Source organism: Winogradskyella sp. (assembly GCF_013042245.1).
Taxonomy (GTDB): domain Bacteria; phylum Bacteroidota; class Bacteroidia; order Flavobacteriales; family Flavobacteriaceae; genus Winogradskyella.
This window is the reverse complement of sequence record NZ_JABDQL010000026.1, coordinates 1-12,644: the sequence shown is the minus strand read 5'-3', so window position 1 is coordinate 12,644 and position 12,644 is coordinate 1. Positions and strand designations below refer to the sequence as shown.

The window sequence follows — 12,644 nt, the reverse complement described above, 5'->3', positions numbered from 1 at the left end:
GCTTAGGCCAATGATTTAAGGTGGTTATAGCGACGGGGCTCACCTCTTACCTTTCCGAACAGAGAAGTTAAGCCCGTTTGCGCCGATGGTACTGCTTACTGTGGAAGAGTAGGTCGCCGCCTTTTTTGAAGTCCCAATTACTTTATGTAGTTGGGACTTTTTTCTTTTAATCAGTTTTAATATAATTTTTATTATAATTACTTTAGCGTATCAATTGTTTGGTATTGAAAAATAAAGAACTAGAATTAGCATGGAATTTTGTAAATAATACTGATAGAAATATTTTTTTAACAGGTAAAGCAGGTACTGGTAAAACAACATTTCTTCGTAAGTTAAAAAAAGAATCTTTTAAACGAATTGTCGTTGCTGCACCTACAGGAGTTGCTGCAATAAATGCTAAAGGTGTAACAATTCATTCATTTTTTCAATTACCATTTGGTCCCATTCTCCCTGAAGGTAATTTAAGTGCCACATCTGGTTTTAATCCAAAGTTCAGTAAAACCAAGATTAATATTATCAAGTCTCTAGATTTATTAATTATCGATGAGATTAGTATGGTTCGTGCAGACTTACTCGATGGTATAGACAAAACATTAAAACGTTTCAGAGATAAGACAAAACCATTTGGAGGAGTACAAGTTTTAATGATTGGAGATTTACAACAATTATCTCCAGTTGTTAAAGAGCAAGATTGGCAGATTCTCAATCTATATTATAAAAATATATTCTTTTTCAGCAGTCACGTATATAGTATCTGTAATCCTATAACTATAGAACTGAGGCATATTTATAGACAAGATAATCCTGAGTTTATTGATATACTCAACGAGATTAGAAAAAACGTATTATCACAACCATCTGCTGATGAGTTAAACAAACGTTTCATTCCTAACTTCACTCCAAAGAATGAAGAAGGTTATATATCTTTAACTACGCATAATAATAGAGCACAGAAAACGAATAAGTCTGAATTAGAACAACTAAAAACAAAGTCTAAGATTTATAAAGCTAAAGTCGAAGGAAAGTTTCCTGAATCTTCATACCCTAATAATGAAGAGTTAATTCTCAAAGTCGGTGCACAAGTCATGTTTGTAAAAAACGATAGCTCTCCAAAAAAAAGATACTTTAACGGAAAGATAGGTAAAGTTGTTCTCTTAGATAAAAACGAAGTCATTGTCAAATCTCCTGATGAGGAATTCAATATCACGGTAACTCCAGAAGAATGGCAAAATATCAATTATACAGTCGATAAGGAAACAAAAGCTATAACTGAAAACAAGATTGGTTCATATACACAAATACCATTGCGCTTGGCTTGGTCTATCACCATACACAAAAGTCAAGGTTTGACTTTCGAAAAAGCTATAATAGATGCAGAAGCGGTGTTCGCTCACGGACAAACATACGTAGCTCTAAGTCGCTGTAAGAGTTTGGAAGGTTTAGTGTTAAAGAGTAAAATCAATGCTAGTCATATTATAAGCGATAAAAATGTTTTGTCTTTTACTAAAGACGCAGAAGAAAATCAACCAGATAAAAATATACTCCTAAAGTCTAAATCATTTTTTCAGTTAAACCTAATTTCGGAAATTTTCTATTTCTTCAAATTCTTATATCCAATAAATCGAATTTTGGATACTTATTACAAAAATAGAGGAAGCATTGAAGGTAATCTTGAAGAGCATCTTGTCATTATTAAAGATTCAGTCACAAATTTTTTAAAAGTGGCAAATGGGTTCAAAGCGCAGTTACAATCAATCTCAATTGATAATAAGACGCCAGAAGAAAACGGAGCAATTCAGGAGCGGTTTAAAAAGGCAATAGACTATTATAATCAAAATTTGACTTCTAGCATTATTGAGCCTTTCAAAAAAATTGGTTTTAGAACAGATAATAAAACTATTGAAAAAGACTTAGTAAAGCATTTCTACACAATTGAAGAACTAATAGCTGCAAAAAGTCTATTCTTCTCAAAGTTAAAAAATGGCTTTAACGTTTCAATATTTTTAGAAGCCAGAGCAAGAGCATTATTCTTAACTAAAGAAAAACCCAAAAAGTCCCGTAAAACTATCAGCGATGGAATAACTAATTTGGAGTTGTTCGAATTATTGAGGGAATTGAGAAACGAAATCGCTCAAGAAAAAGACCTAATTCATTATCAAATATTCACGCAGAAAGCGCTGTATGAAATGTGTGAAACACTTCCGACGAATAAAAATGAACTACTAGAGGTCAATGGTTTTGGTAAAACACGTGTAGAAAAATATGGTAATCAAATTATACAGATTATTAGAGACTACTGTGATGAAAATGATTTAGAGACTTCACAAGAAGTGGAGATTTTCTATACACCTAAACCCAAACGTCAGAAAGGAGATACAAAACGCATTTCTTTAGAATTATTTAAAAACGGAAAAGCACCAGAACAAATCGCTTTCGAAAGAGAATTAAATGTAAATACTATTATTGGACATTTAGCAAGTTTTATATCTTCTGGAGAAGTAAAAGTCACAGATTTAATTTCTGAAAAACATTATAAAGAATTGAAAGAACTAATCCCTAAATACAAATTCGATAATCTATCCGAATTAAAACACCAAATCGATGACAAGTATTCCTACGGAGAACTTCGGCTTGTCCTAAATGAAATTTTAGACAAATAAAAAGGCTTCAAAAATTGATTGAAGCCATTTTAATATTCTTTCTATAAAGTTTTTATCCTTTTATAACGCCTCTAGAAATTACAATTTTCTGAATTTCAGAAGTTCCTTCATAAATCTGAGTAATTTTAGCATCACGCATTAAACGCTCAACATGATATTCTTTTACAAAACCATTTCCTCCGTGTATTTGCACAGCTTCAACAGTTTGTTCCATAGCTACTTTACTCGCATAAAGTTTCGCCATTGCACTTGCCATATCGTAATTTTCACCCTGGTCTTTTTGCCAAGCAGCTTTCATTACTAGCATACGAGCTGCTTCAATTTCAGTGTACATATCAGCTAACTTAAAGGCAATAGCTTGATGGTTACAAATTTCAGTACCAAAAGCTTTACGCTCTTTAGAGTATTTTAAAGCTAACTCATACCCACCTGCTGCAATACCTAAAGCTTGCGCAGCAATACCAATACGTCCACCAGATAAAGTTTTCATAGCAAACTTAAAACCAAACCCGTCTTCACCAATACGGTTTTCTTTTGGCACTTTTACATCATTAAATTGTAATGTATGGGTATCACTTCCACGAATTCCTAGTTTATCTTCTTTAGGTCCAATAGCAAAACCTTCCATACCTTTTTCAACAATAAAGGCATTAATACCTCTATGTCCTTTTTCTCTATCTGTTTGCGCTATTACTAAATAGACGTCAGAGCGACCTCCATTTGTAATCCAGTTTTTTGTTCCGTTTAAAACGTAATGGTCACCTTTATCGATTGCAGTAGTGGCTTGCGACGTTGCATCACTACCAGCTTCTGGCTCGCTTAAACAAAATGCGCCAATGTGCTCTCCAGTAGCCAGCTTTGTTAAGTATTTTTGCTTTTGTTCTTCCGTGCCATAAGCTTCAAGGCCATAGCAAACTAAAGAATTATTAACAGAAACCATTACAGAAGCAGAAGCATCAATTTTAGAAAGTTCTTCCATAATTAATACATAAGAAATGGTATCCATGCCACTTCCACCGTATTTTGGATCAACCATAATACCCATAAAACCAAGTTCACCCATTTTGCGAACCAATTCTTGTGGAAATGATTGTTTTTCATCACGTTCTATAACACCTGAGAGTAATTCAGTTTGTGCAAAGTCGCGAGCTGCATCGCGTATCATTAAATGCTCTTCTGTTAAGCTAAAGTCCATAAAATAAGTTGTTATTAATTCTTTAAAAATATGATGCAAAGATAACTGTTTGTTGTGTTATTTTCAATAGATAATGTTATTTTTACTAATATGTTAACAAATCAGTATTTTGTTGTTTCAGTTATGTCAGGAACATCTTTGGATGGAATAGATATTTTGTATTCAAAATTCTCATTTAATACGAAATGGGATTTTAAGATTATTGAATTTGAAACATTAAATTACCCTGAGAATTGGGTTAGTAAACTAAAGCAACTCACAAAATTTACAAAGACTGAATTGAAAGCTATCGATGACGAGTATTCCGTGTATTTGGCAAATCAGATTTCAGAATTTATTGAAATAAAAAGAATCAGCAATATAAATTTTATCGCTTCCCACGGACATACAGCTTTACATAATCCTGCTGAAGGTTATACCTACCAGATTGGAAATCAACAAAAAGTTGCAGATTTTTTGAATCAAAAATTTATTTGTGATTTTAGAGTTCAGGATGTAGAGCTCGGAGGACAAGGCGCACCTTTGGTACCGATAGGAGATAGGCTGCTGTTTAGCGACTATAACTATTGTATAAATCTTGGTGGTTTTGCCAATATTTCATTTGAAGAAAATGAAGAACGAATTGCTTTCGATATTTGTCCTGTAAACATCGTCTTAAATCATTACGTTAATAAACTTGGCTTTAACTATGATAATAAAGGTAAAATTGCTGCATCAGGAAACGTTAATGATTCGCTTTTAGAGAAATTAAATAATCTAGATTTTTATAATCAAGTACCACCAAAATCTTTAGGTTTAGAATGGGTTCAAAATTGCATATTACCAATGATAGAAATGTACGAAATTAAAACTAAAGATGTTTTAAGAACTTTTGTTGAGCATGCTTCAATTCAAATTTCAGAGTTTTTAAATGTAGAAAATTCAACTGCATTTATTACTGGAGGAGGAGCTTATAATTTGTTTTTAATAGATAGGATAAAAGAGCTTTCAAATTCTGAAATCATAATACCTTCAGATGAAATCGTAGAATATAAAGAGGCCTTAATTTTTGGACTCTTGGGTGTTTTGAAATTAAGAAATGAAGTTAATTGTCTAAAAAGTGTTACAGGTGCAAAGAAAGACCATTCCTCTGGAGTCATATTAATACCTAGAAATTAAGATAATATTTACATAATGCATGTAGAGTTTTTTATATTTGTTACCCATTAAAACTAACTAATGTCTTTAATTAAAGATTTACTCAATACTTACGAAAATAAATCTCCTGAAATAGTTTTTCATTGGAATGACCCAGAAACCACAGCTCAAGGCTGGACAGTTATAAATTCGCTTCGTGGCGGAGCTGCTGGTGGAGGAACTAGAATGCGAGAAGGTTTAGACATGAACGAAGTACTTTCACTTGCCAAAACTATGGAAGTAAAATTTACAGTTTCTGGACCGGCCATTGGTGGTGCAAAATCAGGAATAAACTTTAATCCAAACGACACTAGAAAAAAAGGAGTTTTAGAGCGCTGGTATGCAGCTGTTTCACCTTTGCTCAAAAGCTATTATGGAACAGGTGGAGATTTAAACGTTGATGAAATTCACGAGGTAATTCCTATAACTGAAGAAAGTGGTGTTTGGCATCCGCAAGAAGGTGTGTTTGAAGGTCACTTTAAACCAACAGCAGCAGATAAAATTAATCGTATTGGTCAACTACGACACGGCGTAATTAAGGTAATTGAGAATCCTAAATATTCGCCAGATGTTTCAAAGAAATATACAGTTGCTGACATGATTACTGGTTTTGGTGTTGCTGAAGCAGCTAGACATTTTTATGAGATTCATGGAGAAAGTATTATTGGTAAGCGAGCAATAGTTCAAGGTTTTGGTAATGTAGGTGCTGCCGCAGCATTTTACTTGGCACAAATGGGAGCTAAAATAGTTGGGATTATCGACCGCGTCGGAGGCTTGATTAATGAAGATGGATTTTCGTTTCAAGAAGTTCAGAATATGTATTTAAATAAAAACGGAAATACTTTAGGAAATGAAAATCTCACACCGTTTGAAGAAATGAATGAACGTATTTGGTCTTTGCAAGCTGAAGTTTTTGCACCATGTGCTGCTTCAAGACTAATCACTCAAAACCAAATTGATCAATTAATTGATACAGGATTAGAAGTGATTTCAAGCGGTGCTAATGTACCTTTTGCTGACAAAGAAATTTTCTTTGGTTCAATCATGGAACATACGGATAATAAAGTAAGTCTCATTCCAGACTTTATCTCAAATTGTGGTATGGCAAGAGTTTTTGCATACTTTATGGAACGCAAAGTACAAATGACTGATGACGCCATTTTTGATGATACATCATTAGTTATTAAAAAAGCGTTAGAAAACGTATATTCAGAAAATAAAACTAAAATTAAAATTAGTGCAACAGCTTTTGAGATTGCACTGAAACAACTTATATAAACATATGGAGACTATTATAGTATTAGTATTTGTGTTTGGTTATTTAGCCATTACTTTAGAGCATAGCATTAAAATTGATAAACTTATACCTGCATTAGTAATGATGGCGATAAGTTGGGCATTGATTTCATTAGGTATTGATGCATTTCCGCAATGGTTTGATTCAGCTAAGCATACGTTATTAGAAAATTTTGGTATGCTTGGGCATGAAGAGAAAATGCACATAATGGAGGAGACTTTGCTTCACCATTTGGGTAAAACAGCCGAAATATTGGTGTTCTTATTAGGGGCAATGACTATTGTTGAAATTATCGATTATTTCGATGGGTTTTCAACTATAAAATCCGCCGTAAACTTTAGAAGCCGAAAAAAAATACTATGGTTATTTGCAATTTTAGCATTTATACTCTCAGCGATAATAGATAACTTAACAGCAACGATTGTACTAATTTCAATTCTTCAAAAAATTGTAAAAGATAGAGACATTCGTATCTGGTACGCAGGTCTTATTATTATTGCAGCAAATGCTGGAGGCGCATGGTCGCCAATAGGGGATGTTACCACAACAATGCTATGGATAGGTGATAAAGTTACAACAGGAAAACTATTCTTATATTTATTTATTCCTTCTGTTTTATGTATGGTAATACCAACCCTAATTGCATCGTTTATGAAACCTTTTAAAGGAGATTTAGAACTTCAGCCAGATGATGGAAAACCAACAAATCGATTTAGTTCTACAATGCTGTTTTTAGGATTAGGTGCTATTGTTTCTGTTCCGTTTTTCAAAGTTGTTACGCACTTACCACCTTATGTCGGTATGATGTTAGCGCTAGGCGTAGTTGCTATATTTGCTGAAATATACACAAGCTCTCGCTTTTCCATGTCTCAAGTAGAGTTAGGTGAAGCACTAGGTCATGAACAACATAGTCCTGTGCATCGCTCTCTTTCAAGGATAGAAATGCCAAGTATTTTATTCTTTTTGGGTATTTTACTGGCAGTTGCTGCCCTAGAATCTTTAGGAATTTTATTTGGTTTTGCTAATACATTACAAGAAACTATGCCTATGTTAGGTACTGAATTTCATGGAGAAGGTGTTTCTGATTTAGTAGTGCTTTTATTAGGTGTTGGTTCAGCAGTAATTGACAATGTGCCTTTAGTTGCTGCAAGTTTGGGAATGTTTTCTGAGCCTATTGATAATGAACTATGGCATTTTATAGCGTATTCTGCTGGTACAGGAGGAAGTATGCTTATTATCGGCTCTGCTGCGGGAGTAGTTGCAATGGGAATGGAAAAAATCGATTTTTTCTGGTATTTAAAAAAGATATCTTGGTTAGCTTTAGTAGGCTTTATTGCTGGTGCTGCCGCATTCATGGTAACAAGAACTTTATTTTAAACACACGTAACCTCATTTTTTTACGTTATAGCCAAATCATATCATAATTAAATCTAATATGTTAAATACAATTTTACAAGATACTGAGCCCCTAGTAGAAGGTGAATCGGTAGAAAAAACACTTTCGATAATAGAATTAATAACCACAGGTGGAACGGCTGGTATAGTTATAATTTTAATACTTGCACTTTTGTTTATAGTTGCAGTTTATATCTATTTCGAAAGAATTTTTGCAATAAAAGAAGCGTCTAAAGTCGATTCAAATTTTATGAATCAAATTAGAGATTATGTAAGTGATGGTAAAATAGATTCAGCTCAGAATTTATGTTCTCAAGCCAATTCACCAGTATCGAGATTAATAAGTAAAGGTATTTCTCGAATTGGAAAACCATTAGATGATATTAATACGGCTATAGAAAATGCTGGTCGGTTAGAAATTTATGGCTTAGAAAGAAACGTAAGTGTCCTTGCAACAATTTCTGGAGCTGCACCAATGATTGGATTTTTAGGAACAGTAATCGGTATGATTTTGTCAATTTTTGAAATTGCAAACTCTGGAGGTTCCATAGATATAAAAACACTTGCTGATGGTCTTTATACTGCAATGACTACCACAGTAGGTGGTCTTATTGTTGGTATCGTAGCTTACATAGCGTACAATCACTTAGTGGTAAAAACAAATAAAGTAGTTTATAAAATGGAGGCAAATTCACTCGAATTTTTAGACCTTTTAAACGAACCTATTTAGTATGAATTTACGAGGAAGAAATAAAGTAACTCCAGAGTTCAATATGTCTTCAATGACAGATATTGTTTTCTTGTTATTGATATTTTTTATGATTGCGTCTACTTTAGTTTCAGCAGAGGCTATTGATTTATTACTTCCAAAATCGAGTAGTAAAACGACGCAGACAAAAAATGTATCGGTAAGTGTTAACAAGGACTTACAGTACTTTGTAGATTTAAAGCAAGTGCCAAAAAACCAGCTAGAGGTTGCCGTATTGGAAAAAGTAGGAGCTTCAAACTCGCCAACGATTACTATTCGTTCAGATCAAGATGTAGATTTAAAGCATGTTGTTTTTATAATGGATATAGCCAACCGCAATAAGATAAAATCAACTTTGGCAGTCAAATCTAATTAAAGAGATATCCCCAAATACCTGTCAACTATGAAATACCTCGAAACCAGACATGAGCGTAATTCAGCAAAAATAACAGGTCTAACCGTACTTATTATTGGGCTGTTATTATTTGTTGTAGGTGCGCCCTATAAAGAAATTCCTGAGGAATATGGTGTTGCTGTAAACTTTGTAGAACCAAGCGAAATAACAGATAATAAAACACTTGATAATCCTATAAAGTTAGATTCTCAAACAGAAGAGATTGAAGAAGAAGTCTCTCCTGAGCAGGAATTAGAAGATGAACAGATTGAAGAGGTAGCAGAAGAAACATCAGAAGACGAAGTTGAAGACAATTATGAAGTTAAAGCCCAAGAAAAATTAGCTCAAGAGATAGAAGAGCAAAAAGCTATAGAAAAAGCGGCTAGGGAAGAAGCAGTAAAACTTAAAGATGCTAGACAAGAAGCGGCTAGGGAAGAAGCTCAAAAACAAAAAGCAGCAGAAGAATTGTTAGAACAAAAAGAGAAAGAAGCCTTGCGTACTAAAGAAGCTGAGGAAAAGGCTGAAGCAGAACGTATAGAAAAAGAACGTAAAGAAAAAGAACGTAAAGAAAAAATTGAGGCTAAACGACTAGCAGACACCAAAGCTAAAGAAGAACGTGAAGCAGAAGCTGAGCGCGAGAGAGCTCGTAAGGCAGAAGCAGAACAAATAGCAAAAGCTAAAGCCGAAAAAACTGCTAAAGAAAAAGCAGATAGAGAAGCTAGAGCAGAAGCAGAACGATTGGCTAAAGCCAAAGTAGCAAGAGAAGCTAAGGAAAGAGCTGATAAAGCCGCAGCAGCAAAAGCGGCAAAAGCAGAATCAGACAGAAAAGCAGCTGCTGCCAAAAAAAATAAAAGTGGAGGAAGTGATGTTGTAGGGTTTGCACTAATAGAAGAAGCGCCAATATATCCTGGATGCGAAGGTTTAAGCAATGATGCTAGAAAACAGTGCATGAGCACAAAGGTTAAGCAGTTTGTATCTAGTAATTTTAATGGTGATTTGGCATCGAATTTAGGCTTAACAGGAAACCAAAAAATAACAATTTATTTTAAAATTAGTAAAACTGGTCAGATTGTTGATATAAGAGCTAAAGCAGGAGACCCTAAACTAGAAGAAGAAGCAAAACGTGTTACTAAGCTATTGCCAAAATTAAAACCTGGGATACAACAAGGTAAGCCAGTTACTGTTCCTTATTCTATACCAATTAGGTTTAAAGCAAAACAATAATATAAATACTAAAATGTCCGTTATATTGTAATACGTTATGCCATGAGGTACTTTAACACTAAACACGAAAAAAATTCGGCTAAAATAACAACACTCATTTTGTTGATTTTAGTGTTGCTCATTTTTGTTGTTGGTCCTCAGTATATCGATCCACCAGAAGAATACGGTGTTGCAGTAAATTTTGGGACTAATTATGCAGGAAGTGGCAATAAATCATTGAGTAGGCCTAAAGAGGCTTATATTTCAAAAAATGTAGAATCTCAAAAGGTTGAAAATAAAAACGTAGAAACTCAAAAATCTACTTCCAAGACTGAAGAAGTTTTAACTCAAGAGTCTGAAGAAGCTATAGCTATAGAGAAACAAAAAGAAGCTCAGGCTAAAGCTAAAGCCGAAGCAGAACGTGTTGAACGTTTAAAGCGAGAAGCTGAAGAACAAAAAAAAGCCGAAGAAGAAGCAAAAAGAAAAAAATTAGATAACCTTATTGGTGGTGTGAAAAACTCTAAAGGTGAAGATGATGGTGGAGAAGGAAATGATAATGTACCTGGTAACAAGGGGCAGCTTGACGGCAATTCTTATGCGCCAAGTTACTTCGGTGGTTCTGGCCCAGGAAAAGGTGGTGTTGGGTATGGTTTGGGAGGAAGAGGAAAACCAACCAAAAAGATTTTCAAACAAGATTGTAATGAATATGGTTTAGTCATTGTTAGAATAGAAGTTAACAAAAGTGGTAGAGTAACAAAGGCTACACCTGGGGCAAAAGGTTCAACAAATACACATCCTTGTTTACTAGGGCCTGCCAGAAAAATTGCAGAATCGCATAAATGGCCAGCAGATGCTAATGCACCTTTACGTCAAGTTGGTTTTGTAAGTATCAATTTTGACATCAGTCAGTAAATGAGTTATCAGGAGACAATAGATTGGTTGTTTAATCAATTACCAATGTATCAAAATCAGGGTAAATCAGCTTACAAAGAAGACTTATCGAATACCATTTTATTAGCAAAATATTTAGGTAATCCTGAAAATAAATTCAAGTCTATTCATGTTGGTGGTACCAATGGCAAAGGGTCTTGCAGTCATATGCTGGCTTCCATATTGCAAGAAGCCGGATATAAAGTTGGTTTATATACATCACCTCACTTAAAAGATTATCGAGAGCGTATAAAAATTAATGGAAAGGAAATTTCCAAGCAGTTTGTAATTGAGTTTGTAAAAAAGCATAAATCCTTTTTTGAACAAAATTCTCTTTCTTTCTTTGAGATGACGGTTGGTTTAGCTTTTGATTATTTTGCAAAGCAAAAAGTTGACATGGTTATTACAGAAGTTGGTCTTGGCGGGCGTTTAGATTCAACAAATATAATTTTACCAGAGTTATCAGTTATTACAAATATTGGTTTTGATCATGTTCAATTTTTAGGAAATACAAGACCTAAAATTGCTTTTGAAAAAGCAGGAATCATAAAATCGAATGTACCTGTCGTTATTGGAGAAACTCATGAGGAAACAAAACCTGTATTTGATTCTAAAGCTACGGAGACTAATTCAAATATTTTTTATGCAGACCACATCGTGTCTGAAGTTTTTGAGAGTGACTTAAAAGGGAGTTATCAGCAGAATAATATAAAAACAGTAATTCAATCCGTTAAGGTTTTAAGAGGTAAAGGTTTTAAAATCTCTCAAAATGATTTAAAAGCTGGACTAAATAAAGTTGTTAAGAACACTGGTTTAATGGGGCGTTGGCAGGTTTTAGGAGAGTCACCAAAAATTATTTGTGATACGGCGCATAATGTTGAAGGTTTGTCTTATGTAATGAGACAACTTCAACAAGAATCAAATGGTCAACTTCATATTATTTTTGGTGTTGTTAACGATAAAAACCTCAATGATATATTAAATGTGCTACCAGAAAAAGCTATGTATTATTTATGCAAGCCTAATATTCAGAGAGGATTAGATGTATATACCTTATCAGAATTATTTATTCAAAAAGGCTTTGAGAGTCAAACCTGCAATTCAGTGAAGGATGCCTTTACTAAAGCAAAGTCTAAAGCAGAAAAAGAAGATGTAATCTATATTGGAGGTAGCACTTTTGTGGTTGCCGAAATATTATAAATTTTTTATTGAAATTCTTTTGAGATATTAAAAACTAATCTATATTTGCAATCCAATTATCGGGCGCGTAGCTCAGTTGGTTCAGAGCACTTGGTTTACACCCAAGGGGTCAGGGGTTCGAATCCCTTCGCGCCCACTAAAGCCTACATTTCTGTAGGTTTTTTTGGTTTAATAAATGGGTCATTAACTCAGTTGGTTTAGAGTGTTACCTTGACAGGGTAGAAGTCACTGGTTCGAATCCAGTATGACCCACATAAGTAGAATCCCGTTTTGCATATGCAAATCGGGATTCTTTTTTTTCAACAAGAGCAGCCTTAGCTTAGGGCACCAAACCATAAAGTGTGTAAGTAAAGTTATTCTGAAATTTTTCTGGGGCAATTTTTCTATTGCCCAATGGGGAAAAATTTCGGAAATAACTTTACGATATAATATTCAGTAACTTTATA

At 34.0% G+C, this 12,644-nt stretch carries 10 protein-coding genes, 2 tRNA genes and 1 rRNA gene; 12 read left to right on the top strand and 1 reads right to left on the bottom strand.

Annotated features, from left to right (window positions below):
- The first annotated feature begins 16 nt into the window (after positions 1 to 16).
- Positions 17 to 125, top strand: a 5S ribosomal RNA gene (gene rrf / locus HKP48_RS02775).
- Positions 126 to 224: 99 nt separating this feature from the next.
- Positions 225 to 2,660 (top strand): helix-turn-helix domain-containing protein, encoded by a 2,436-nt coding sequence (locus HKP48_RS02770; protein WP_363928582.1) that lies wholly within the window; start codon positions 225 to 227, stop codon positions 2,658 to 2,660.
- 52 nt (positions 2,661 to 2,712) lie between these two features.
- Here HKP48_RS02770 and HKP48_RS02765 read toward each other — a convergent pair whose 3' ends face one another.
- Positions 2,713 to 3,855, bottom strand: coding sequence for an acyl-CoA dehydrogenase (locus HKP48_RS02765; protein WP_296342566.1), 1,143 nt, complete (start codon positions 3,853 to 3,855; stop codon positions 2,713 to 2,715).
- 54 nt (positions 3,856 to 3,909) lie between these two features.
- Between HKP48_RS02765 and HKP48_RS02760 the strand changes: the two genes are divergently transcribed.
- From HKP48_RS02760 to HKP48_RS02715, 10 genes are all read left to right on the top strand, one after another.
- On the top strand, positions 3,910 to 5,013 hold the full coding sequence (locus tag HKP48_RS02760; RefSeq protein WP_363928581.1) for an anhydro-N-acetylmuramic acid kinase: 1,104 nt from the start codon (positions 3,910 to 3,912) through the stop codon (positions 5,011 to 5,013).
- Between the two features lie 69 nt (positions 5,014 to 5,082).
- Positions 5,083 to 6,309 carry a Glu/Leu/Phe/Val dehydrogenase dimerization domain-containing protein gene (locus tag HKP48_RS02755; protein ID WP_296342571.1) on the top strand — a complete coding sequence of 409 codons (1,227 nt, stop codon included), beginning with the start codon at positions 5,083 to 5,085 and terminating at the stop codon, positions 6,307 to 6,309.
- A 4-nt stretch (positions 6,310 to 6,313) separates the two neighbouring features.
- The gene (gene nhaD, locus HKP48_RS02750) at positions 6,314 to 7,705 is read left to right on the top strand and encodes a sodium:proton antiporter NhaD (protein ID WP_296342564.1); all 1,392 of its coding nucleotides are present in this window, start codon (positions 6,314 to 6,316) and stop codon (positions 7,703 to 7,705) included.
- A gap of 58 nt (positions 7,706 to 7,763) precedes the next feature.
- Positions 7,764 to 8,453 (top strand): MotA/TolQ/ExbB proton channel family protein, encoded by a 690-nt coding sequence (locus HKP48_RS02745; protein WP_296342562.1) that lies wholly within the window; start codon positions 7,764 to 7,766, stop codon positions 8,451 to 8,453.
- Position 8,454: 1 nt separating this feature from the next.
- Entirely contained in the window at positions 8,455 to 8,847 is a 393-nt protein-coding gene (locus HKP48_RS02740; protein WP_296342560.1) for a biopolymer transporter ExbD, read from the top strand.
- Between the two features lie 27 nt (positions 8,848 to 8,874).
- A complete protein-coding gene (tolA, locus tag HKP48_RS02735; RefSeq protein WP_296342557.1) occupies positions 8,875 to 10,089 on the top strand; it encodes a cell envelope integrity protein TolA in 1,215 nt (404 codons plus the stop codon).
- Positions 10,090 to 10,131: 42 nt separating this feature from the next.
- Positions 10,132 to 10,980 carry an energy transducer TonB gene (locus HKP48_RS02730; protein ID WP_296342555.1) on the top strand — a complete coding sequence of 283 codons (849 nt, stop codon included), beginning with the start codon at positions 10,132 to 10,134 and terminating at the stop codon, positions 10,978 to 10,980.
- Complete coding sequence (locus HKP48_RS02725) at positions 10,981 to 12,198, top strand: folylpolyglutamate synthase/dihydrofolate synthase family protein (RefSeq protein WP_296342553.1); 1,218 nt, start codon at positions 10,981 to 10,983, stop codon at positions 12,196 to 12,198.
- A gap of 61 nt (positions 12,199 to 12,259) precedes the next feature.
- Positions 12,260 to 12,334, top strand: a tRNA-Val gene (locus HKP48_RS02720).
- Between the two features lie 41 nt (positions 12,335 to 12,375).
- A tRNA-Val gene (locus HKP48_RS02715) sits at positions 12,376 to 12,450 on the top strand.
- Positions 12,451 to 12,644 lie beyond the last annotated feature (194 nt).